At 63.8% G+C, this 22,335-nt stretch carries 25 protein-coding genes and 1 pseudogene; 12 read left to right on the forward strand and 14 right to left on the reverse strand.

The window, feature by feature from the left end:
* Nucleotides 1-148 precede the first annotated feature (148 nt).
* Nucleotides 149-889: an IS21-like element helper ATPase IstB gene (gene istB / locus F1640_RS24545; RefSeq protein WP_194921074.1), complete on the reverse strand. Its 741-nt coding sequence runs from the start codon at nt 887-889 to the stop codon at nt 149-151.
* A gap of 11 nt (nt 890-900) precedes the next feature.
* The gene (gene istA / locus F1640_RS24550) at nt 901-2,427 is read right to left on the reverse strand and encodes an IS21 family transposase (RefSeq protein WP_194917528.1); all 1,527 of its coding nucleotides are present in this window, start codon (nt 2,425-2,427) and stop codon (nt 901-903) included.
* A 329-nt stretch (nt 2,428-2,756) separates the two neighbouring features.
* Between istA and F1640_RS24555 the strand changes: the two genes are divergently transcribed.
* From F1640_RS24555 to F1640_RS24590, 8 genes and pseudogenes are all read left to right on the forward strand, one after another.
* Complete coding sequence (locus tag F1640_RS24555) at nt 2,757-3,854, forward strand: alkene reductase (RefSeq protein ID WP_194922133.1); 1,098 nt, start codon at nt 2,757-2,759, stop codon at nt 3,852-3,854.
* A 27-nt stretch (nt 3,855-3,881) separates the two neighbouring features.
* Nucleotides 3,882-5,141 (forward strand): MFS transporter, encoded by a 1,260-nt coding sequence (locus F1640_RS24560; protein ID WP_194922023.1) that lies wholly within the window; start codon nt 3,882-3,884, stop codon nt 5,139-5,141.
* A 42-nt stretch (nt 5,142-5,183) separates the two neighbouring features.
* Nucleotides 5,184-5,600: an SRPBCC family protein gene (locus F1640_RS24565; RefSeq protein WP_194922024.1), complete on the forward strand. Its 417-nt coding sequence runs from the start codon at nt 5,184-5,186 to the stop codon at nt 5,598-5,600.
* Between the two features lie 277 nt (nt 5,601-5,877).
* Nucleotides 5,878-6,002, forward strand: a pseudogene (locus F1640_RS24570) (IS3 family transposase); the annotation flags it as partial.
* Between the two features lie 58 nt (nt 6,003-6,060).
* Nucleotides 6,061-6,423: a hypothetical protein gene (locus F1640_RS24575; RefSeq protein ID WP_194922026.1), complete on the forward strand. Its 363-nt coding sequence runs from the start codon at nt 6,061-6,063 to the stop codon at nt 6,421-6,423.
* A gap of 318 nt (nt 6,424-6,741) precedes the next feature.
* Nucleotides 6,742-7,113 carry a helix-turn-helix domain-containing protein gene (locus F1640_RS24580; protein WP_194922028.1) on the forward strand — a complete coding sequence of 124 codons (372 nt, stop codon included), beginning with the start codon at nt 6,742-6,744 and terminating at the stop codon, nt 7,111-7,113.
* Nucleotides 7,114-7,148: 35 nt separating this feature from the next.
* A complete protein-coding gene (locus tag F1640_RS24585; RefSeq protein WP_194922029.1) occupies nt 7,149-8,576 on the forward strand; it encodes a VIT domain-containing protein in 1,428 nt (475 codons plus the stop codon).
* Nucleotides 8,577-8,743: 167 nt separating this feature from the next.
* Nucleotides 8,744-9,103 (forward strand): hypothetical protein, encoded by a 360-nt coding sequence (locus F1640_RS24590; RefSeq protein WP_194922031.1) that lies wholly within the window; start codon nt 8,744-8,746, stop codon nt 9,101-9,103.
* A gap of 9 nt (nt 9,104-9,112) precedes the next feature.
* Here the strand turns inward: F1640_RS24590 and F1640_RS24595 are convergent, their stop codons facing one another.
* Together F1640_RS24595 and F1640_RS24600 are read right to left on the reverse strand one after the other, a co-directional pair.
* On the reverse strand, nt 9,113-9,535 hold the full coding sequence (locus tag F1640_RS24595; protein WP_194922032.1) for a hypothetical protein: 423 nt from the start codon (nt 9,533-9,535) through the stop codon (nt 9,113-9,115).
* A 52-nt stretch (nt 9,536-9,587) separates the two neighbouring features.
* Nucleotides 9,588-10,820, reverse strand: a complete 1,233-nt coding sequence (locus F1640_RS24600) for a hypothetical protein (RefSeq protein WP_194922034.1) — start codon at nt 10,818-10,820, stop codon at nt 9,588-9,590.
* A gap of 124 nt (nt 10,821-10,944) precedes the next feature.
* On the opposite strand from F1640_RS24600, the gene F1640_RS24605 reads away from it, so the two are divergent.
* Nucleotides 10,945-11,442: a hypothetical protein gene (locus F1640_RS24605; protein WP_194922036.1), complete on the forward strand. Its 498-nt coding sequence runs from the start codon at nt 10,945-10,947 to the stop codon at nt 11,440-11,442.
* A gap of 33 nt (nt 11,443-11,475) precedes the next feature.
* Here the strand turns inward: F1640_RS24605 and F1640_RS24610 are convergent, their stop codons facing one another.
* Nucleotides 11,476-12,975, reverse strand: a complete 1,500-nt coding sequence (locus F1640_RS24610) for a serine protease (RefSeq protein ID WP_194922038.1) — start codon at nt 12,973-12,975, stop codon at nt 11,476-11,478.
* A gap of 158 nt (nt 12,976-13,133) precedes the next feature.
* On the opposite strand from F1640_RS24610, the gene F1640_RS24615 reads away from it, so the two are divergent.
* Nucleotides 13,134-13,913, forward strand: a complete 780-nt coding sequence (locus F1640_RS24615; RefSeq protein ID WP_194922039.1) for a hypothetical protein — start codon at nt 13,134-13,136, stop codon at nt 13,911-13,913.
* A gap of 169 nt (nt 13,914-14,082) precedes the next feature.
* On the opposite strand, the gene F1640_RS24620 is transcribed toward F1640_RS24615, so the two are convergent.
* The gene (locus F1640_RS24620; RefSeq protein ID WP_194922041.1) at nt 14,083-14,715 is read right to left on the reverse strand and encodes a tyrosine-type recombinase/integrase; all 633 of its coding nucleotides are present in this window, start codon (nt 14,713-14,715) and stop codon (nt 14,083-14,085) included.
* Between the two features lie 79 nt (nt 14,716-14,794).
* On the opposite strand from F1640_RS24620, the gene F1640_RS24625 reads away from it, so the two are divergent.
* Together F1640_RS24625 and F1640_RS24630 are read left to right on the forward strand one after the other, a co-directional pair.
* A complete protein-coding gene (locus F1640_RS24625; RefSeq protein WP_110760987.1) occupies nt 14,795-15,022 on the forward strand; it encodes an AbrB/MazE/SpoVT family DNA-binding domain-containing protein in 228 nt (75 codons plus the stop codon).
* A gap of 1 nt (nt 15,023) precedes the next feature.
* A complete protein-coding gene (locus tag F1640_RS24630; RefSeq protein WP_194922043.1) occupies nt 15,024-15,413 on the forward strand; it encodes a type II toxin-antitoxin system death-on-curing family toxin in 390 nt (129 codons plus the stop codon).
* Here the strand turns inward: F1640_RS24630 and speD are convergent.
* Genes speD through F1640_RS24670 form a run of 8 tightly spaced genes read right to left on the reverse strand, consistent with a single transcriptional unit; the run spans nt 15,405 to nt 22,263 of the window.
* On the reverse strand, nt 15,405-15,767 hold the full coding sequence (gene speD, locus F1640_RS24635; protein WP_194922045.1) for an adenosylmethionine decarboxylase: 363 nt from the start codon (nt 15,765-15,767) through the stop codon (nt 15,405-15,407). The two genes, F1640_RS24630 and speD, sit on opposite strands and share 9 nt — an antisense overlap.
* A gap of 1 nt (nt 15,768) precedes the next feature.
* Nucleotides 15,769-17,391, reverse strand: a complete 1,623-nt coding sequence (locus tag F1640_RS24640; RefSeq protein ID WP_194922047.1) for an NAD(P)-binding protein — start codon at nt 17,389-17,391, stop codon at nt 15,769-15,771.
* A gap of 5 nt (nt 17,392-17,396) precedes the next feature.
* Nucleotides 17,397-18,941, reverse strand: coding sequence for a polyamine aminopropyltransferase (locus F1640_RS24645; RefSeq protein WP_194922049.1), 1,545 nt, complete (start codon nt 18,939-18,941; stop codon nt 17,397-17,399).
* On the reverse strand, nt 18,934-19,143 hold the full coding sequence (locus tag F1640_RS24650; RefSeq protein WP_194922052.1) for a DUF350 domain-containing protein: 210 nt from the start codon (nt 19,141-19,143) through the stop codon (nt 18,934-18,936). Before F1640_RS24650 ends, F1640_RS24645 begins: the two co-directional genes overlap by 8 nt.
* Nucleotides 19,144-19,166: 23 nt before the next feature.
* A complete protein-coding gene (locus tag F1640_RS24655; protein ID WP_194922054.1) occupies nt 19,167-19,310 on the reverse strand; it encodes a hypothetical protein in 144 nt (47 codons plus the stop codon).
* Nucleotides 19,307-20,590, reverse strand: a complete 1,284-nt coding sequence (locus tag F1640_RS24660; protein ID WP_194922056.1) for a DUF4178 domain-containing protein — start codon at nt 20,588-20,590, stop codon at nt 19,307-19,309. Before F1640_RS24660 ends, F1640_RS24655 begins: the two co-directional genes overlap by 4 nt.
* Nucleotides 20,587-21,216, reverse strand: a complete 630-nt coding sequence (locus F1640_RS24665) for a DUF4178 domain-containing protein (RefSeq protein WP_206694952.1) — start codon at nt 21,214-21,216, stop codon at nt 20,587-20,589. The genes F1640_RS24660 and F1640_RS24665 overlap by 4 nt, the downstream gene beginning before the upstream one ends.
* 57 nt (nt 21,217-21,273) lie before the next feature.
* Nucleotides 21,274-22,263: an SPFH domain-containing protein gene (locus F1640_RS24670; RefSeq protein WP_194922060.1), complete on the reverse strand. Its 990-nt coding sequence runs from the start codon at nt 22,261-22,263 to the stop codon at nt 21,274-21,276.
* Nucleotides 22,264-22,335 lie beyond the last annotated feature (72 nt).

Genomic DNA, 22,335 nt, shown 5'->3' on the forward strand with positions numbered 1-22,335 from the left:
AACTCGTTTTTCGGCCCACGTCGCTCCATTGCTGATTCCGACGATCCCGGCCGCCCATTCCGATCTGATCCCGGTCACTGTTCCGATATGATGCCGGCCGGGTGAAGCCAGATCGTGGGTAATTATTGGCATGCAGGTTTTGAGTGGGTCAAGCGGCTTGAGCGTGGAGATTTCGGCGCATGGATTCGCCGGAGAGTTCTAGGCGATGGGCGTTGTGAACGAGGCGATCGAGGATGGCATCGGCGTAGGTCGGGTCGCCGATCAGATTGAACCAGCTGGCTACTGGGAGCTGGCTGGTCACCAACGTTGATCGACGGCCGTAACGGTCTTCGAGGATTTCGAGCAGGTGATGACGGGCATTGCCGTCGAGCGGCTCAAGCCCCCAGTCGTCAAGGATGAGCAGGTCGACGCGCGCCAGGCTCTTCATTCGGGCCGCGATGCGGCCGTCACCCTTGGCCAGCGACAAGTCATCGATCAGGCGCGGTAGGCGGGTGTAGAGCACCGAGCGATTGTCCCGGCAAGCCTGGTGGCCGATTGCACAGGCAAGCCAACTTTTGCCGACGCCTGCTGGCCCGATAATCGCGCAGTTCTCGTGGGCGGCGATCCAGTTGCCCTTGAGCAGCATTTCGAACAACCGGCGGTCGAGCCCGCGCGCAGCGCGGTAATCGACGTCCTCGGGAACAGCGTGGTGCCGTAGCTTGGCGTGTCGCAGGCGCAGCGCGAGGCGCCGGTCGTTACGCCAGGTAGCCTCGTGATCGAGCAGCAACGCCAGCCATTCGGCGTGGTTCAGGCTGGCGGCATCGCCGTTGTTGTCGAGGTCGGCGAAGGCGTGCGCCATGCCGGTCAGGCCGAGCTGGTTCAATTGATCAAGGGTTGGGTGTCTGAGCATCATTGTTCCTCTCAATGGTAGTATTGGGAGCCCCGGATGTTGTCGTGCAGGATCGGCTCGCGCTCCGGGGCTTTGGACACGGGCACCTTGTCGAGCCCCTTTTCGAGGATCGATTTGACGGAAGGATAATTGCGCGCCTGGATCTCCAGAGCGCGGACCGCGGCGGCTTCAAGCCGATCGGCGCCGAAGCGCTTGGCCAAGCCGATGATGCCAAGGCACGAGCGGTATCCCTGTTCGGGATGCGGCCGATCGTTGATGATGCGCTCGACCAACAGCGACAGCATCGGCCCGATCCGGGCCGCCTCGTCGCGGATCTTCGCGGGCGTCCATTCCAGATAGCGCCGGTGGCTCGAGGGCATATGCTCGGGCACAGTCGTGTGCCGGCCATTTCCGCTGCCACGCATGTGAACGGCAATGCGCTCGCCGCCCAGGAAGATCTCGACAGTGCGTGCGGTAAAGCGGGCTTCTACCTCACGGCGGGCGAAGCGATGCGGCACCGAGTAGTGATGCTGCTCGAGCGCGATATGGTAGTCGAGCCCGACCCGGCAGCGCTTCCACTGGGCATGGACCCAGGGCTCGGCAGGCAGCGGTTTGAGGTTGGGCGCGTCAACCTCATCGAACAGTTCGCGCCGGGTCTTCTGGAACTGGCGTAGCACGCGCCGGTCGTTGAGATCGGCAAGGCACTCGGCAATGCCCGCATTGACCTCGGCCAGACTGTAGAAGATCCGGTTGCGCAGCCGGCCCAGCACCCATCTTTCGACGATGCCGACGCAAGCCTCCACTTTCGCCTTGTCTCTCGGCTTCCGGCTTCGTGTCGGGAGCACCGCCGTACCGTAATGGCGGGCGAGGTCGGTGTAGCTGCGGTTGACCATTGGATCGAAGTTGCAGGCCTTGATCACCGCGACCTTGGCATTGTCGGGCACCAGCAACCGCGGCACGCCGCCGAAGAACGCGAACGCGGCGTTGTGGGCCTCGGCCCAGTCAGCAAACTGCTCCGTCCAGGTCGCGCACGCGAACGACAGGCTCGAGCCGCCCAGCACCGCCACGAACAGATGCGCGGCGCGGATCTCGCCGGTCCGGCGGTTGATCACGACCGGGACAGTGTCGCCCGCGTAGTCGACGAACAGCTTCTCGCCGCCGGCATGGCTCTGGCGCATCACCAGCGACAACCGGCCTTCCCAGTTGCGGAACAGCTCGCACCAGCGACTGTACCGATAACCGTCGGGATGAGCGGCGATGTATTCTTCCCACAGGACCTGCAGCGTCACGTGCTTGCGCTTCAGCTCGCGTGCCACCACCGACCAGTCGGGCTCGGATTGCTTGCGTCTGCCCGGCTTTACCCCGGCAGGCCCATAAAGCCGGGCTTCCAGTTCCGCGTCGCTGATCTCGGCCGGAACCGGCCAGGAAAGCCCCGAGCGCTCGAAGCGGACCACCATGTCTCGCACCGTCGAGCGTGCAATGCCCATCATACGGGCCACCTCGCGCATCGGGACACAGCCTTCCCGGTGCAATCTCAATACTTCGCGCACATCGCGCATCTTCGGCCTCCTCGTCGGCATCCAGTCCTCCCGGCTCACACGCAGCCGCAAGGATGGCCCAACGATCAGGCTTCTCATCCCCCGGCAGGTGGCCGGGAATTAATCGGAATGCCGGCCGGGATCAGGTCGGAATGCCGGCCGGGATCAAATCGGAATGGTGGCCGGCATGACCTCGGAATCCGCAGCTCCATCTGTGAACCTGGCTATCAAATGCAGTGAAAACCCGCCGTCTAATCAGGCAAGCGACATTGTGCGATTTCCATCTGCGACGAGTTGCCGGGCTCTTCGAGCTGACCGGCACCAGGGCCAAAGACGAGAAGGAATGTGATATGTCTGACACGCTTGCTGCCGATCTCTTCGCGCCGACTTCGATCGGCGCGATCGATGTTACCAACCGCATTGTGATGGCACCGTTGACCCGTTCACGCGCGGGAATGGATGGTGTCCATGGCCCGCTGGCCGTTGACTATTATCGTCAGCGTGCGTCCGCCGGTCTGATCGTCACCGAAGCGACCAATATCTCCCAGCAGGGCCGCGGCTATGCCTACACCCCAGGCATCTACACCGATGCCCATGCTGAGGCATGGCGAGAAGTGACAGATGCTGTTCACGAATCCGGGGGTAAGATCGTCCTCCAGCTCTGGCATGTTGGCCGCGTCTCACACTTCAGCCTTCAGGAAGGTGGGGCGCCGCCGGTCGCACCATCGGCCATCCGCGCCGGGGGGCGGGTCTATACGCTGGCCGGCGATGATGTACCCTCCATGCCGCGCGCTCTGGAGGCGGATGAAATTCCCGGGCTGGTCGAGGACTATCGCAACGCTGCCCATCTGGCCAAGAAGGCAGGGTTCGACGGGGTCGAGGTCCACGCCGCTAATGGCTACCTCCTCGACCAGTTCCTGCGCGACAGCACGAACCGCCGCACCGACCTTTACGGCGGCTCGGTCGGAAACCGCGCGCGCTTTCCCATCGAGGTGGTCAAGGCTGTTGCCGAGATCTGGGGCGCTGATCGGGTGGGAGTTCGCATTTCGCCGCTATCGACCGCCATTGGCGAAACGCCGCTCGATAGCGATCCGCAAGCCACTTATGGCTACTTTGTGCAGCAACTTGGCGGCTTGGGCCTTGCCTATCTTCATGCCGTGGAAGGACAATTGCGCGAAGCCAACGCCGCGTCCGCGCTCGATTTCAAGGCATTGCATGCAGCCTTTGGCGGCGCATACATCGCCAACAACGGCTATGACCGGCAACTGGCTATGGACGCTATCGCATCGGGCCATGCGGACATGATTTCCTTTGGCCGGGCGTTTATCGGCAATCCCGATCTGGTCGAGCGTCTGCGCCGGAACGCGCCGCTCTTCGAGGCTCCGCTGACTGCCTACTATGGCGGCGGAGCGGAAGGTTACACCGACTTCCCGACATTGGCCGACTGAGGCCAGCTCAACGCGCAGGAGATCATCATGAACACGTCAGCATTGCTGGCGACGGGAAAGCTATGCCCCCAAGGCGCGCATCCGGTCGGCCGCCCCCTCGAAAACCGTGGCCAAAGCGCCGGACGCGGCGGAACCATGACGCTTATGGCGCTGGCGCTGGGCAGCTTCGTGATCGGCACGTCTGAATTCGCGAGCATGGGAATTATCCAGCTCTTTGCCGGTGATCTGGGCCTGAGCATTCCCCAAGCTACCAGTGCCATTACCGCTTACGCTTTCGGCGTAGTGATCGGCGCACCGCTGGTCACGCTTGCGGCGGCGCGGCTCAATCGGCGCAAGCTGTTGCTGTGGCTGATGGCGCTATTCCTGGTCGGCAATCTGGCCTCCGCCCTCGTGGATAGCCTTGGCGCCCTGATAGCGGCGAGATTCATTGGCGGCTTGCCACAGGGCGCCTACTTTGGAGCCGGGGCAGTGGTTGCTGCCCACGTCACAGGGCCGGGCCGCGCAGGTCGCGCTTTTGCCATAGTCATGACCGGCCTTACGGTCGCGACGATTGTCGGCTCACCGCTCGCCACGTTCATGGGCCAAACGCTGGGCTGGCGTGAGACCTATGGGGCTGTCGCCCTCCTGGCCGGCCTTTCCATTGCCGCGATCTGGCACTGGGTGCCGAACACCGAAGCCCTTGATGGGGTGCCGGTTTATCAGGAACTGTCGGCGCTGCGCAGGCCTGCGGTCTGGGGCGTGATGCTGGTCGCTGCGGTTGGCGTCGGCAGCATATTCGCGGTTTATACCTTTATCGGTCCGATCGTCACCGACGCTGCGAGCTTGCCAGCCACCGTCATTCCTCTGGCGCTGGGAGTCTTTGGAATCGGCATGACCACCGGCAACCTGCTTGGCGGTCGGATTGCAGACCGCTATCCAGCGCGTGGCATCACCTTGGGATACGGCGGCGCGCTGGCCGTGATGGCCGTTCTTGCCACCCATGGCACCGATCCTCGCCTGCTATTCCCGGCCCTGTTTGGTGTCGGCGCGGCAATGATGCTGGCGATCCCGACAATCCAGGTACGCCTGACGCGGTTCGCACCCGAAGCTCCCAGCCTTGCGGGCGCCATGAACCTCGCGGCTCTCAACGCTGCCAACGCTCTGGGCGCCTGGAGCGGGGGCCTGAGCATCAGCGCCGGCTTCGGCCTTCTGTCGGCAGTGTGGGCTGGCTTCTGCCTGACGTTCGCTGGCCTCACCCTGTTCGGTCTGACCCTCTTGAGCCATCGCCGCACCCCCGGGGTCAGTTGACCTCAAATCCACTTCACAACCAACGTTGAAAGGAAACTTATCATGGCAAAGGCATATTCAAGCATCGATATCGCCCGCAGCGCGGCCGAAGTCTGGGAACTCATCGGCGGTTTCAACACGCTCCCCGATTGGCTGCCCTACATTCCGTCGTCACAGCTTGAAGAGGGCGGCCGCGTTCGCCGGATCCGCAATCTGGATGGCGAGGAAATCGTGGAACGCCTCATGGCCTTCGACGAGGCCGCGCGCAGTTACAGCTACCACATTCTGAAGGCGCCATTTCCACAAGCGAACTATCTGGCAACTTTGCGAGTCTCTGATATCGATGGTGGCCGCGTCGCACGTGTCGAATGGTTCGGTCAGTTTGACCCCGTCGGCGTGACGGAAGACGAGATCGTAAGCCTGTTCCAAGGCATTTACGAAGATGGCCTGGCAGCGCTGGCGAGCAAGTTGGGAAAGTGAGCTAGGCGATGGCGAGCGGCGGGTTTCGTTAGAATCCGCCGCTCGTGGTCAACTATTGGAATGGCTCAGTGTGGTCGACTGCCACCGGTCCGCTGTGATGGAAAATGCCGCCTCTATTCCGGACCTTCAGGGACCCAGCTTGGGGCGTCAGAACCCGTCGTTCGTTCACCGTCACTACGGTGCGCTTGAATGACCAGGGCTGGTACACAATCTGCCGATCGAACCATCGTCGGAAGGTCGCACTAGAGCGCATCGAGCCGGTGCGCTGTGATATAAGCGCCCGCATAGCAGCCTAGGCTATCGACCGCCGGCCCCAGAAACGGCGACACCGCCATATCCGGCCTCCGTTCCGCTTCGCTCCACCTCCATCCGGATATGGCGGCGATGGGCTTAATCCACTAACAAACCAATCGGTCCACTCGCTGGGGGCAGATCAAGGACAGGAAGGAGACAACTCCCGATGCTCATTTGGGTCCTGCTTCTCGCGTGGATCGGATCCGTTGTGATCGTCGTCCGCTCCTTTCCGAGGGCAACCAAGGTACGGCGTCGTCTGCAGACCCTATCTTTCATGATCATACCGTGGGGTCTTGCGATTCTCTCGGGTCCTTTCGTGATAGACCACCATGCGGTCGGCACGCACATCCGGGAACGGATGATGATCGGCCAGTATGCGGCCATAGCCCTTCTTTGCTTCATTGCTGCTGTCGGCATCGTTCGGGCGCATGGCGCGAGACTATGCGCATGGGCGATTGGCGTCGCTAATATTATCCCGGTCTTCCTGCTGGTCTCTGTCAGCGTCATTATCCTTGACCCCGGCTCCTGAGCAACGCGCTACGGGCGTTCTGAACCGAGCGCCGCCAACCGTGGCAGCCAGCGCCGATTCGCCCGCGCCGCGCCGACCCGAAGGGCGTACCGCTCGGCGCGAAGCCGGTTGTCATCCTATGTCGCAGTATCCTCCCCTAGGCCGAACGCCCGACAGAGCGGCTCGAACGTCAGGGGCAATCCAAACACCCTGCCATCGTCATCGAAGAGTTGTTGAGCAAGACCACCCGTTTATTGGGAGCCGTGGTCTGTTCGTCCGCATCGGTCAAATCGATCCATCAATTCTTGTTTTTGACAAATATGATGTTAAAAGAGATGTATGAAGCTCGATGAACTCTCGACCATCACCGGCGCCACCATCCGGCAGATCCGTTTCCTGATTTCCGAAGGGTTCGTTCCCTCACCCGAGGGGGGACGCACTTACGCTACATATGGGGACCCACACGTCCAGGCGATCCGGCGCTTCCAGCGGCTGAAGGGCCTTGGTTTCCCCAATGCCGCGATCCGTCTGTTGCTGGACGCGCGCGAGGGCGTGCCGGTGCCGGTGATGGATGGCCTGACCCTCGTCATTGCACCTGATCTGATCGGTCAGGAGGCGAACATCGACGAAATCATCACGCGGACCGAAGCGAGGCTGCGCGAAGCGTTCACAGGGCGCGCGCCGAAAACGCGCAAGCGGGCAGCCGGCTGAACAACGGGGCCGTCAACGCGCAAGGAGGCACGACGATGGACAAGCTGATCGATCCGCTGATGCCACTCTTTAGGCCGGCGGCGGCGCCGCGGCCTCCCATGCTGCTCGACAGGACCGAAATATGCCTGCGTCTCGTTCCACCGATCGCCCGGCTGATCGTCACCCGCACCTTCACCAATCGCGAAGGCGCGCCGATCGAGGCCGTCCTCACCATGCCGCCCGCGCTGACCGACGAGGTCGTCCATGGCGTGATGGTCCGAATCGGCGAGCAACGATGGGTCGCCCAGGCCAGAGCAAGGCGCCGGGCCGAAACGAACTATGACGGGGCCGCCGTCGACGGCAATCGAGCCATCCTGTTGGAGGAACTGAAACAGGGCTGGCGCGCGCTATCGGTGGCGGGGGTGCAGCTGGGCGAGGTCATATCCCTGACCGTCGAGAGTGTGATAGGTCTTGGAGAAGGGGGAGCAAGTGTTCGCCTGTGTCCCGGGGTCGACCCCGATCTTGCCGTCCCTGCCCTGCCCGATCATCTGTCCCCGCGCCAGACCGGCATGGCGCATCCGATAACCTTGAAGATCGAGGGGGCTAACGAAATCGTGGTGCGGTCCGACGGACGAGACCTGCCGCCAATGCAGCGGATCGGAACCGCGCCGCTCACGCTCGATATCGTCATCCCGGTCGGATTTCAGGGGAGAGTAACCGACTGGTCCGCCGATGACGTGCGGGCCGAAATGGGCCTGCGGATGGCAAGGGAGATTGGCGCGCTCGTCGGTTCGGGCGGCCCTGTCGATCGCCAGCAAATCCGCGACCTTGCGCTGAAGGGCAATCTGCTGACCAGCGAGACCAGTCTCGTCTTCATCGGCGCGGAAGGCGAAGCCACCGGCGTGCTTCCGGCGATGCGCAAACTCGCGCTTGTCGATGCCACTCCGGATGTTCAGGCGGTTCCACCTAAGCCCTCGGCAGTCGAACCGGAAGCGATTCCAGAAGCTCCGGAACAGGATTCTCCCACTCCCGGCCGGTCACGCGGTCTCGGGCTTCGTTGGCCGGGCATCAACGCGCCCGCACCGCTGCATATCCGATTGGCCAATTGGTGGCACAGTCGCAAAGTGCTCCGGGAGATGCGCCGCGCGCCAAGCGCGGATCTGCTCCAGCTCGGCGCGCGTCTGCGCGAAGCCGCTTCGCTGGTGCTTTGGCGGCAGGACGGCGTGCTGGCGCTTCGGTCGGGCGATGTAAACCATCTGCCCCATCAGGTGGCCGCGGTGGTCCGGGAGGTTGCTGCTGTGGACGCTGTTCGCCAAACCGCCGCCGTGCTGGCCCTGAGCGCGGATCAGCTGGCGATCGCATTGCTGACGCGGGCTGCCATTCTGACGCAAGCGGCCTCGCCCGACCTGCTCGATCAGCTTTTCCCCGATCGGGCGCCACCGCCGTTCGAGCGGCTGGCGAGCGACATGGAGGTTAGGGCGTGAACTGGCCCATCCTCCTGAGCGCGCTTCTGCTGGGGTCGGCGCCATCCCGTACGGAGGGTCCGTTGCTTGCGCCATGGGGGGATCAGAGCGGCGCCGAATTGAGGCTCGACGTAACACGCGGGCCCTGGGCGCGACGGTGGACGGCGGAGGATAAGGCCGGGCGCACGATGCTCACCATTTACCGGTCGGCAGACGACGCAAGGCGGGTCGCGCTGTTCTCCCGCGGACTGGGTGACGGTCCCGGAGCCGATGACGACGCGGCATTCTTGCAGGGCGCGCTGCCCGTGGCTTGGCGATCGGACTATCGCGCCATCCGCGTGGTGACCTACAGCGAAACCGCGCGCGGCCTGTGCGCGATTGTCGATGCCCAAGGCAGTGGGCGGCCGCTCCGACTCTGCATGGCCAGTCGTCCTGGCAGCGCAGCGGTCGCAACCGCCATGACCCCGCTAGAGCGTGACACGGCGGCGGAAGCGGCCATGCTACTCGCACGCTATGCGGCGCGCCATCCCATGCGCGGGGCCTGGTGACGGCTGGAGTTACTGCTCGTCTTTCAGGCGCTTTTCGAGGAGTGCAGGCGCTTCAGCGCCGAGCGTCGATGACGAGGGATCGCCAACGGGCAAGGGTCCGGACAACTCGCCAGGAGCGACTTCTCCGTCTATTCCCTCGAGCACATTCCCGACCATCGAACCCTTCGGCACCCTGATCGCGCTTTCACCAAGGCCTGCTACGCCGGGTTTGCAGGGAATAGCTTGCGCGCGGGTGCCGTTCATCCAGTGGATGGGCCAGTCCCACCCCGTGACAATGTAGTCGATCGGCCCAAACGATTCCCGCTTGCTGGCATCGACGGCATAACAATGTCTCTCGACCGCCTGTCGCTCGGCCCCGAGGAACCACACGACGCCCAGAAGCGCCAACAACAGCGGAAACAGACGACTGGCGATCCTGGACAATCCGGTCATGAGACCTCCTCTCAAGGGAATTTCGGGCGACCACTGTTCCGCATCTCATGCGTCACTGAACTGTCTTGTCGGTGCCGAAGTCGTTGCAGACGTCACCCGGTTGCAAAAACGATGCGCTGCACGGAGGCCGCAGCACGAACGGAGCGCGATCGCCTCTGCTCGCCGGAGCGCGGGACTGCGCGCGGCGCCGGGCCGCGTTCACCTGCGCCACGCGCCGCTCGTAATCGGCAACGTCATCGCCAAACAGCGCCCGGCAATCGCGTTGCCCGCCTTGCGTCACATCGTAGCAGACGTTGCCCCGGCCGCTGGCGACCATCGGACGCGTAAACACCCACCACAGTCGGGCCGATGCGCCCTCACCCCACCAGCGCAGCACCGCCGGACCATCATCCCGGCCACCTCCGCCAAGCGAAGGCAATGACATGGCGTCGACGGGGATTGCCCGCGTCGTCCCGGTCGCGTCACCCGCGTAGGTATTGCCCGCCGGCAACTCGCCCTTCGCCGGATCGAACAGCATTACCATCGTCGCATTCTTGCTTGGCGAATAGAAGCTGGGCACGATGACGGGACTGGCGAAGTCGCCGTCATGCGGCCGCACCTCCAGCGCGCGCAGTTCCGCGTCCGACGCCCAGGCCTTGGCCACGGCCATCGCCAGCGCGACGTCGGACGTCATGCCTTTGTCGGTGGAGGCAACCGCCCGGAAAACCGTGTCGACCTGCCGGCGGGCATTGGGACCGATCGGACGGAACCAGAGGATTTTCTGCTGCATCATCGCGACCATGCCGCCGCCGGTCACCGGCAACCATTGGCCCTCGTCGTTCCAGTTCTGCGCCGAGACGAAACGCAACCCCTTGTCGCTGACCGCGATTTGTCCGCGATCGACATGAAACGCGTAATTGTCGTCGGCAAGGCCATCGCGGACAATGGCGATGTAGCTGCCATCCCCCGCGATCCGCAGGCCAATGATCCCGGACGGCGTGTCCGCGCCGGGTTGGCGAACGACCACCGACCAAGCGCCGCAGAAATGCCGGATACCGGAGAGGTCACCCTTATCGGCCGGGCGCGCGAGACCCCGGCGCATGCGGTCGATCCAGAAATCGAACTGTCGCCACCGCGTGTCGTCTGCCGCCAGCGCCTCCTGCGTCGCAGGCGTGGCGACGCAATCGTCCACCGGATCGGACACGTCTTGCGACGAGGAGGCGTGTTCGATCGCATTCGGGGCGTTCGTCGCCGGGTCCGCCTTGTTCGCGGAACCGCACGCGCCGACAATGAGCACGAGGGGCATTGCCGCCAGTGATCTCCATCCGAATCGCATCATGCCCGATCCCTTCACGAGCGCTTTAACAGGCACTGTTTCTTTTTACAATATATATGTCATAAAGGCGCGATCACGAGGCATGGAGGACGGGATGGAAAGCGTTCACGATCTGGCAAGCGAGCGTGCCCATCTCTATTTCGTCAGGATCATCGAAACCCGCGCGGCGGTCGGCCTCTTCGTTTCGAGCTGGGGCGGACTGGAACTCCTCCTTCCCTGCTCCATCGACGTCCGGCTTTGCGAGGCAGCGCGGCTCGAGGTGGCAGCCGGCGTGCTGTTTCCCGATGCACCGCGGTTCCGGGATCAAGCCGCTGCGGAAGGCTATGCACATCGCTGCACGCTGACCGAAGGGTTGGCGCAGGCGTTGTTCGACGATGACGGCCGGGAGTGGGGAACGCCCCTGGAGTTCGAACCGCTGTATCGGCCGCTCGACATCGACGCGATGATAGCCGACTGGAGCGACGCGGACTTGCATACGCAATGGTCCGAATACGAGGGATTCAGGAGCCCGTCCGGGGACGATGGGGCGTTGTGCCCCACCGGCCTCGCGATCCAAGCGGAAATGCGGCGGCGCGGACTGCCGCTCGGATGAGTCGTATCTGTCCGATGCCGGCGAAGTTGGCGCTCATGCGCCAGATTTCGCCGGCGGATTTTTGGAATCGGGCTTGCAATTCCAGATGATCGTCTCGGTGGGGGTTTTGGGCAGCAGCGCGGTAACCTCGCTCACGCGCCGGGCTGCCAGCGCGGGATCGCCGCCTTTGCCGCTCGCATCGCAGACCTGCGCGGGCGTCTTCTCGAGCGCCGCCTTCGCGGCCGCGAAAGGCTCGCTTTCGAGCAGATAATTGCGATACTCGAAGCGCCCTGACGCCTTGTCGATCGATGACACCGACACGCTCTCGTCCGCGGTATCGATATTGACGTTTGTCAGGACGGCGCCGTTGCGCGCGAACAGCTTGCGCCCCGACCCGTAACACTGGCCGGCAAGCAGGGAGATGGCAGTCTTCCGATTGTTGTCATCGGTGTCGAAGACGATGCGGCTTGCCTGATCGTCCAGTGCGCAGGTCGCGTCGCCGGTGTCCGCCAGGACGTTGGGTGCGGCGGCAGAGGTCTGGGAACGCTGAACGATGACGATGCCGGCCAGAGCCGCCACCGCAAACGCGCCGAAGATGGCGGCTCCACGCCGATCGTCCTTGCGCCAGCGCCAGGCCGCGAGCGCGGCCACGACGAGAAGCGCCAATGCACAGAGGATCGTCTTGCCGCGCCTGATGCTCTCGGCCGCCTTGTCGGCCGCCTCGGCGTCGCGAAGCTTGGCCATGGCGGCATTGGTGGCGGCGAACATCGCATCGACCTGGCGTTCCGTGGCCTGCCGGTCGCTCAGGCACGGCTGCATGGTGCTGGCATACTGGATACCGTTGGCGCCCAGGAACGCGCGCAGATCCGCGCCGGTAATTGCGAAGCCGAAATTCGCTCCGGATTCCCCCGTCTTCGTACCGGACTCGTTGACGCCCAACACGCGGCCGCAGAGATCGGAGATCGGCCCGCCGGAGTCCCCGGGCGCCGTGGCGAGATCGTGGACCAGGACGCCCTTGTCCACGTTCCAGGGCGCGCCACTGTCGCGAACCGAGGTGATCTGCGCGCGTCGCACTTCGGGCGCGCTCGGGCTCACGGTGCCGTCCGCGCCAACGCTGCGCGCGCGATCGACATTTCCGGGATAGCCAAGGGCGGCAGCCTCGAGATCGCCGCTGATCGAACCGCCATAGAGCGTGGCGCGGGGAATCGTGGCCTCGCCAATATTCACCACCGCCAGATCATTCCCGTCGCGGTCGAAAGCCTTGACTGAGGCGTCGAGCGGCTTTCCGCCGCGCGCCGGTATGACCCACAGCGCAGCCGGGGTGCCTTGTGCCTTGAGCTGAAGATAGTCTTCAACGACATGGGCGTTGGTTACAATGTCGCTCGGGCTGACCGCGAAGCCCGTGCCGTGGCCGACAACGACGACACCGTCCGCTGTCTGCGCGAGCGTGACCACCCGCACGACGCTGCGCTTCAGATGATCGGTTTCGGCAAGCGCGGGGATCGCGATCACCGAAAGCGACAGGAACGCGAGTATCTGCTTGAACCACCGCATTTTCACCCCCGAAAGCGCGCGGCCTTTGTCGGCTTTCCTTGTTTCAACGGATCAGCCGGCGCGCAAGCTGTAATTGCGTGAAGCGCCCTGTTCCCTCTTGCGGAGCACCATGCATTCTTATAACAATATAGTTGTACAAAGAAAATAAGGCGATCGAAATGAGAGTGCATCCGAGCATCGTCGCAATCGCCTTGCTGGCGGGTTGCCACCCCTCGTCCAATGCCGGGAACACGACGGTTGCCGCGAACGAGAGCCATCCCGCCGAAACAGGGGGGCATGGTGTTCCGGCGCCTGATCCCGGCGCGACAATGTCGTTAGGCCAGCTGGACCTGGGCAAAGACAAGGATAGCTACAATCGCACGGTGGACCTTGCCCAGGAAGCGCTCGGCACTCTTGGCGGTTCCTCTGCCGGCGTGCGCCAGACAACCGTCGGGGCGTCGAGCGGGAAGCGTGCCTTCACCGCACGGGCTCTCGCCAGCACGCTTCCGCCGGTGGGCAGCGGCAATGGGGCCGAACGCGTCACCCGGCAGGAAGTGGAGCTCGATCCTCCCAGCAGCGCCGACTGGATCGCCCGTTCGCGGATCGTTTACGCCGGCGCGCCGGCCATAGACGTCTATCTGTACGACACGCCGGTCGTCGCCGCCAATACCGCCCCTGACGATGCCGCAACAATGCTGGAGGTGAAAGCCAGCAAGCTCGTCGATACTCCGATCGGCGTCGCGGCACGAACCGGCAGCAAGGGGGAAGGCCCCGCCTTTTGGTGCACGGCGTTGCCGGTCAGCGTCTCGCGGGACGGCGTCTGTGCGATGACCGCGAACGGCACGAAGCGACTGCTCATGACGACCTATGCTCGCCTCAACGACAACGAGCCGGCCGTCAATCCTGAAGCTGTCCGCCGCTTGTTCGCCACGCTGCGGATCATGTACGCAAAGCGGTGAGTGTCGGCCAAATTGCTCAATCACAGGCTTTCGGGACCCAGCGCCATCCTATTGCCATCTGCCGCCGCGATATCGGACGTTGGCGGTCCACGGTTGGTGCGTCGAAACCGCCCGTTCGTTCATACCATGTATACCGGCCCACCGATCGCCCGATGGGCCGGTACCTCGGTCAAAGCTCCGTTCTCTCAGACAGCGTCAAGGCGTCATCTACGTCGACACCGAGATAGCGGACCGTGTGCTCGATGTTGGTGTGCCCGAGCAGTATCTGGATAGCCCGAAGATTGCCCGTTGCCTTGTAGATTATCGCAGCCTTGGTTCGGCGCATGGAATGCGTGCCATATTCCTGCTTGTTGAGGCCTACAGTCGAAACCCATTCATCGAGCAGGCGGGCATATTGGCGGGTGCTGATATGGCCCATGTAATCCACTCGACTTGGGAAAACGAAGTCGTTCGGAGAGCCTTTCCGCCGCTCCAGCCAAGCCAGCAGGCTCTTGCGCGCTTCAGCCATGATCTCGAATTGAACCGGACGACCGGTCTTTTGCTGAATGACAGTTGCCCGGTTGCGAATGGCCCCGCCGCTGACGAGATCGCCAATGCGCAGCTTCACCAGATCGCACCCGCGCAACTTGCTGTCGATGGCCAGGTCGAACAGGGCTCGGTCGCGCAGCCGCTTGTGCTCATCGAGGTAGAACCGGATGGCCCAAATGTCGCGCGGCCGCAGTGGTCGCTTGGGTCCCACATTCTGCCCGGCGTTCCAAGGGCGCCGTTCATGCACGGCGGGGTCTAGATCGGAATGTCCCATTTGCTTCTCCTGATGGCCAACGTGGCCGGGCTCAGGATACGCCTCTTGAGCAATTCGCGCTCGATGTTATAACAATAGTATGAACGCCAGTCTCAAGATCACCAAGATCGGCAATTCTGCCGGTGTCGTCCTGCCCAAGGAATTGCTTGCCAAGCTGCGTGCTGGCGTGGGCGACACGCTGTATGTGTCGGAAACGCCCGATGGGATCCGGATCACGGCGTCGGATCCTTCCTTCGAGGCCAAGATGGCGCTGGCGGAACAGATCATGCGCGAGGACAGGGATATCCTGCGCGTGCTGGCCAAGTAACATGGCGCAGATCGCCGAGCCGGTCTGGATCGAGACCGAACTTGCGCTAGCGATACATGACCGCCAACTGGCCGAGCATGGCGGGCCGATCGGCGTGCGCGATGCTTCAACGCTGGAATCGGCATTGGGACGCCCGCGCAATCAATGGGCCTATGGCGAAACCGATCTTTGCCAACTTGCTGCGGCCTATGCCTATGGCGTGGCGCGCAATCATCCCTTCACAGATGGCAACAAGCGGACTGCCTGGGTGCTGGCGCGCCTGTTCCTCGCGCTGAACGATGTGCAGATCGGCTTTGCCCCCGAGCAGGCCATCAACATGGTATTGGCGCTGGCAAGCGGTTCGCTGACCGAGGCCGAAGTGGCGGTGTGGTTCAGGGAAAGGCTATCCTGATTTCGTCTGCAATCTCACGATTTCCCTTTCAAGGACGACGGCCCCACCCAATCGGTTTTCGAGCACCGCCAGACCGGCATGGGCGTCGGACGCCGCACCGCAGACGAAGATGTCCACGGCCGCAAGGCCATGCTCCGGCCACGTGTGGATCGAAATGTGGGATTCGGCCAGCAGCGCCACCCCGGTCACACCCTTGCCCGGGCCGAAATGGTGGAGACGCACGTCCAGCACCGTGGCGCGCGCCGCCTGCGCCGCTTCGCGCAGCACGGCCTCGATCAGCGGCAGGTCTCCCAGGCCGGAAGCGCCCGCGATATCGGCTACCAAGTGCAGGCCTCGAACGGACTCGTACTGCATATCAGATCAGGCTTTCGAACGGATGGGCCACATGCGCCATCGCGGCTTCGGCAGCCACGATGCCCCGGTGATGGGCTTCCTCGAACAACGACAGGCCGCTGAGATCGGAATGCGCGTAAAGTATCGGGGGTGGTGAAGAGGCAGCGGTCCTGCGGACCGGATCGCTGAGAAAGCCGGGGACGGGACGAATCATGGCATGGCCCCATTGCCAGATGTCGATCCGTTCAATGGCGTCGGCAAGATCGGGGTTCATGGTCAGCACATCGTCGCGCACCACAGCCTGCCACGCCTGAAGTGGGCGGGACAGCATGATCCTGCGCGCCTCTTGGGGAGACTGGCGCGATAACGGCATGTACCAGGTCAGCACCGTCGGCCCGTCGCCGGCCCCCGACGACTGGTGCGTGGCGACGACGTAGCCAAGCGAATCGCTGCCCGCGGACACGTTGTCCCAGGCCAGCGGCACGCCCTTGCCACGAGGCTGGCGGCTGACGCTGACGTTGGCGACAATCCACGGGGCATAGCTGAAGCTGCCCGCCGGCGTCTGGCTCGGCATCAGGCGGGCAGAAACGAAATGGGGCATGGCCAGGATCGCGCAGCGGGCCCTAATCCGCGTGCTGCGCTGTCGGGCATGGTCGAAGCTGTCGACCAGCACCGCATCGCCGTCGCGCTCCACGCGGAAGACGGAATGCCCGGTGCGGATCGCGGATCGTATGCGGCCGGCCATCAATCCCGCCAACCGCGCGTTGCCTTCGGGCCAGGTCAGTTCGCGATCCCCGTCGCCATTCGCCGCCCACCCGCGCCGTGCGGCGAAATAGTGGACGCCCGCCCATGCCGAAACCTGCTCGGGCTCCGTTCCATAATCATCGCGGCAGCAATAGCGTAGATAGGCCCGCAGCGGCGTGGAGGACCATCCCTTTTGATCGAGCCAGTGTGCAAAACTGATCGTATCGAGCGCGGTGAAGCGCGGATCGGTGCTGGAAAAAGCCATGGGTATGGCGAAAGCGGGGCGGCCGTCCGCACCCGCCGCCGATCGGAATTCGTCCATCGCGCGGTCGAATGCACTACGCTGCGCGCGATCGGCGGCGGAGAGACCCGTCTGCGGGAACAGCCCTTCCTGCCAACCGCCGTGCCAGAGCAGGCGCTCCTCCAGATCCGCGCAGAGCTGATAGGGGTCATAGATCGGCGCACCGTCCGGCGCTTCGCCGGTCATGATCCCAAACTGGCGCAGCATGTGGCGCAGGGCCTTGGCCTCCCGGTTCGGAACAGGCAGATAATGCGCGCCCAGGGGATAGGCGCTGATGGCATTGTGACCGGACCGGGCGTTGCCGCCCGTGGAATCCTCCAGTTCCAGCAGTGCGAAATCGGTCATGCCGGCCTCGGCCAGTCGCCAGCCGGCGGCAAGGCCGGCCACGCCTCCGCCCGCGATCAGCACGCCCACATGCTCTTCCGGTCCTTGCGGTTGGGGGAAACGCCGATCGCGCAGCGCATGGCCGCGCCGCCAGTCCGCACCGCCCAGCTCGCCCGCAAGCGCCGGTTCCCTTGCGCAGCCTTCCAGCGTCAGCGCCCCTGCTGCCGCTGCCGCCGCTGCTCCGGCCATGATCGTACGTCGCGATGCCTTAACCATCGGCCTCAGCCATCGTACCGCCCCCATTCGAGCGCGAAACTACGCACAAGCGCCTGGTTGTCGAGCCGGTTCACCGGGGTCGGCCGTCGCGCCATATCGGGCGGAAAATCGAACATCGCGCGTTCGCTGGCCGGCGTCAGAAAGCGCATCCGCGCCGGCAGCGTCACCGCATCCCCCGGCGGATGGTGCGCGGCCAGCGTAAATCCCCACTCGCCGAAGCTGGGAACGTAGGCATGATATCCGCGCGCGAAGAGGCCCGCGGCCTCCAGCGTGCTGGCCACCGTCCAGTAGGATCGCGGCGCGACCAGTGGCGATGTGCTCTGCACGGTCATGACGCCGGCCGGGGCGAGCAGCCGGGCAACCTCGCGATAGAAGCTTTCCGTATAGAGCTTGCCGAGCGAGAATTCGGTGGGATCGGGAAAATCGACGATTACCGCATCGTAGCGGTCCCTGGCCTGCCGTACCCAGCGGAAGGCGTCCGCATTGACCACCGTTATCCGCGGGGATGACAGCGACGCCCGGTTGAGCGCGACAAGCTGCGGCGTATCGCGGAACAGACGCGTCATCTCGGGATCGAGGTCGACTAGCGTCACGTGCCTGACCCGCGCATCGCTGAGCACTTCGCGGGCTGCGAGTCCATCGCCCCCGCCCAGGATCAGCACTGATTGCGGATCCGCCACGCGCCCCAGGACGGGCCAGACCAGCGCCTCGTGATAGCGGTACTCGTCGCGCGTCGAGAATTGCAGGTTGCCGTTGAGATAGAGCCGCATGTCGTCGCCACGCCTCGTCAGCACGATGCGCTGGTAGGGCGTTGAGCGCGCATAGATCACCGGTTCGTTGTAGAAGGCGACTTCAGACCAGCGCTGGATGCGGTCGGCCAGGACAAGACCCGCGATCAGGCTGGCGACCACGGCCAGGGCGGCGGCCAGATCGCCGCCAATCCGTCTCGTTCCCCGCAACGCAAACAGCAGCGCCAGCGCCACGCCGACATTGGCCAGCCCGAACACGAACCCGGTGCGGATCATGCCCAAACGGGGGACCAGCACCAGCGGAAACAGCAGCGAGGCGATCAACGCGCCGACATAGTCGTAGGTCAGCACGTTGGAGACCAGTTCGCGAAAGGCGAAACGGTGGCGCAGGATGCGGATCAGCAGCGGAATCTCCAGCCCCACCATCACCCCGATCGCGAGCACCAGCGCATAGAGCGCGATGCGGAAATCCTCGACGATCGGAAACAGCAGAAACAGCCCGGCGGCCGACCAGCCTCCCAGCGCGGCTATCAGAATCTCCACCCGGACGAATACGCCCAGCTCATCACGGCGGACGTGGCGGGAAAGCCAGCTGCCCACCCCCATGGCGAACAGATAAGTTCCGATCACCGTGGAAAACTGGGTTACGCTATCGCCCAGCAGATAGCTGGCAAGCGTGCCCGCCAGCAATTCGTAGATCAGGCCGCACGTCGCGACGACCAGCACCGAAACGAGCAGGATTACGGCCAGCGAGGCGGGTGCCTTGGCATCCTCCCCCGTGGCCGGCGGCACATCATCCATGCACGGCTGCAGCGATGATATTCGAGATTCCGATCGCCACCGCGCCGGCCAGCAGAGCCACGGCGGTATTCTTCCGTTCGATGATCTCGCGCCAGAGTTCGCCAGGCGTCAGCTTGTCCACCAGCACGAAGCTGACAATGAAGATCACGATGCCCAGCCCGGCATAGAGGACTGTGGCCAGAAGAATGTCGAGCTTAAGCACTGGGCGGGCTCCTTTGGTTGCGGCTACTTATGCGAAGGGCCGGATGGCCCGGAATGTTGTTCGCGCTCGTCATCGGCAAAGGGCGACCAGGCGGTGAGAGTGGAGGCAACGGCGCCTCCCAGCATGACGAGGCACCACGCGGTGAACAGGAACAGGCGCCTGGTCATTCGCTATCCCCGTTCCGCAGCCGCCACCAGAGCATCATGCACGGTGCCGCGGCCAGCAAGACCACCATCGTCCAGAAATTGCCCCAGGGTACGCCACCTGTCCTTGCTTCTATCCACACGCTCGTCGTTTCCGACATGCCCCAGGGATTGGACGCATCCGGCGCGGGATCGTTTGGCCAGTCATGGGCGCTGGCATCGACATAGACATCGTAGGTGCCGCGCGGCACGTGGGACACCAGCGTGCGCGCATGATGGCTTCCCTCGGTCCACGAACCATCCGAATCCCGGCCGGCATAGAATTCGACCAGCCCATAGGCATCGATCGACTGCTGCGTTGCGCGATTGACCAGACTGTAATCGAGATCGACCCAGCGGTTGGTGAAGTTTTCGGAGTCGGCGGTAATGGTAACGAACTGCCATGATCGGGATACGGTGATCGTGCCGATCTTCAACCCTTCGCGAGTGGCGCCGATGGGCACCTGCACCCGGGTGTACGCTCTGGTGACCGGGCCGGACAGGAATGCCATGACCATCAGGATCATCGCCACTGTGGTAAAGGCCAGCCCCAGCATGGCCGCCAGATCACGTTCATCGCTGGCCGGCATCCGGGCGAAATTCGCGACAGCGCGGGATGCCACTCCCCCGCCGGATGGCGAAACCCGGGGCGGAGTTGCATCATCCCGGCCAAAAGCCTGCCCGATATCGCGACGCGGCACGGGCACCAGATGCGTCCATGTCAGTTCGTCGCCGGTGCGTTCGCCTGAAAGCGTTTCATCGCCACGCTCAAAGGCTACGGCTTCCACTCTGTCCCCCGCCCAGGCGCGCCAGTAGAATTCGCCATGCACGCGGGTAGTCTCGATCGTCTGCGCGGCTCCGTCTCGGGTGAAGCGGGCTCCGCGCCAGGTGACGGTCTCGGCATCGCCATCCGGGCGGTCCACCAGCATTACCCCGAAGGTCCACTCCCCGTCATAGTCGACAAGCCAGCGGTATCCCGCATAGGGATTGAACAGCAGATATTCGGTCCACGCCGCATCGCCGTCGGTCCGCTCGAGCGCGCCGATGGCCTCGTATTCGGTTCCGAACACCATGCCCCGGCTGCCGAGGGGCAGCGACAGGCGGGTCGCGTCGCGATGGTATTCGGTGATCAGGCGGACATCGGGGTGCGCGACATCGAGTTCCGAGCCGCAATACTGGCATGCCACCGTCACGGTGTAGCCCACGGCATGAACCCTGACCGAGCCACCGCAGGACGGACACTGCAGGGTACGTCCGGCGATCATGGAAGAACCTCGGGAACCGTCCACCCCTCGATTTGCCTGAGATGCGTCGGTTCGAGCTGCCCCAGCGAGACGTAGCGGCCCAGCCAGGCTGTCGTCACGCCGCCGGCCTCGCGCTGGAGCGAAAGCGCGCTGCCGTCCGGGGCGCGGAAATCCACGTTTGTCATCACCACATCGGGCAGCGTCGAGAACGGCAGGTCGCCTTCGCTGCCCAGACAATGCGCTTCCTTGATATCCATCGCCGTGAAAGCGGAGCCACCAGCCTCGATCGTCGTGCCGAGCGCGATCGTGCCCTGATCGGCGAAACGACGGACGGCGGGATCATCAAGCAATTCGGCATGCTCGGCGGTGAGCATGAACATGCCCATCGCCTCCCCCAGCCAGCGATGGCTGCCATCGTCCAGCAACAGCAGCCATTCGTTCCACGATCCCTCCTGCCATCCCCAGCGGACACGCCCCACCACCGTGAAGGCCACGCCATCGGCGCGTCCGCGCATGCGCAGTTGGACGGGGGAAACATCGAAGGGCAGTTCCGCCACTTCGCCTGTCCGCCGGACATCGGTGCCCTGCCGCAGCAGTAGCGATCGGCAATAGGGACACGTGGTATAGGGCATTGCCGCGCTGCGCATGGGCACCGCGGCACCGCAGGAAGGACAGGTCAGCACATCCAACCCCTTACCGGCAGCCTAGCGAATCCGCGCGAGCAATTCGGCTTTCTTGGCGTCGAACTCTTCCTGTGTCAGGGCCCCAACAGTAACCAGCTTGTGCAATTTCTCAATGAGCGCGAACGGGTCCTCTTGCGCCTGAGCGCCCGGTGTGGGTGTGGACGCGTGGGAAACCGACTGCGCCATCGCTCCTCCCAGCGCGGTTGCCGTGGCCAAGCCTGCGCCAAGGGCCGCCATGCCTCCATCCTGTTCCGCGGCCTTCTCGATCGCTTCGGCCGTCTGGAACTTGGTATAGCGATCAAGATCGCCCAGCACGCGCATCGAGCTGCCCTTGTCGAGGTGCGCCTGCACGTCTTCGGGCAGCGAAATGCTTTCGACATAGAACGAAAGGCATTCGAGGCCCCATTGCGCAAAGGCCTTGTCGACTTCGGATTTGATCCGGTCGGACAACGCCTGCTGGTTTGCGGCAAGATCAAGGAAAGCGATGCCACTGCCGCCGAGAGCGGTAGCGAGCGACGTCTGGATCGCTGCCCGCAGCTGCGGTTCGAGCGAAGTGACCGAAACCGCGCCCAGCGTACCAAGCACGCGTGAAACGAACGGGGCCAACGTGCTCAGCCGAAAGGAATAGGATCCGAAAGCACGCAGGCGCAGCGCGCCAAACTCGCTATCGCGCACCGTCACCGGCTGGGCCGTTCCCCATTTGAGGCCCTGTTGCTCCTTGAGTGAGAAGAACACCACGTCGGACTTGAACGGGGATTTGAAACCCTTGTCCCAATGCATCAGATTCGTGAGGATCGGCAGGTTCGCGGTTTCCAGCGTATGCAATCCGGGACCAAAATAGTCGGCAAGCTGCCCTTCGTTGATGAAGGCCGCCATCTGCCCTTCGCGTACCGTGAGTTGCGCTCCGTGCTGGATTTCCTGATCCTTGAAAGGCACGCGCCAAGCGATCTCGCCGGGGCTTTCGAACCATTCGATAACATCGATGAACTGCTTTTTCAGGAAATCGAACATACAACCCTCGCGCAAAGCTGGTGCGTCACCTGAAAATGAGCCGCAGGGCAAGGTTAGCCGCTCGACCACGCC

It is taken from the genome of Novosphingobium sp. NBM11 (assembly GCF_015390225.1).
Classification (GTDB): domain Bacteria; phylum Pseudomonadota; class Alphaproteobacteria; order Sphingomonadales; family Sphingomonadaceae; genus Novosphingobium.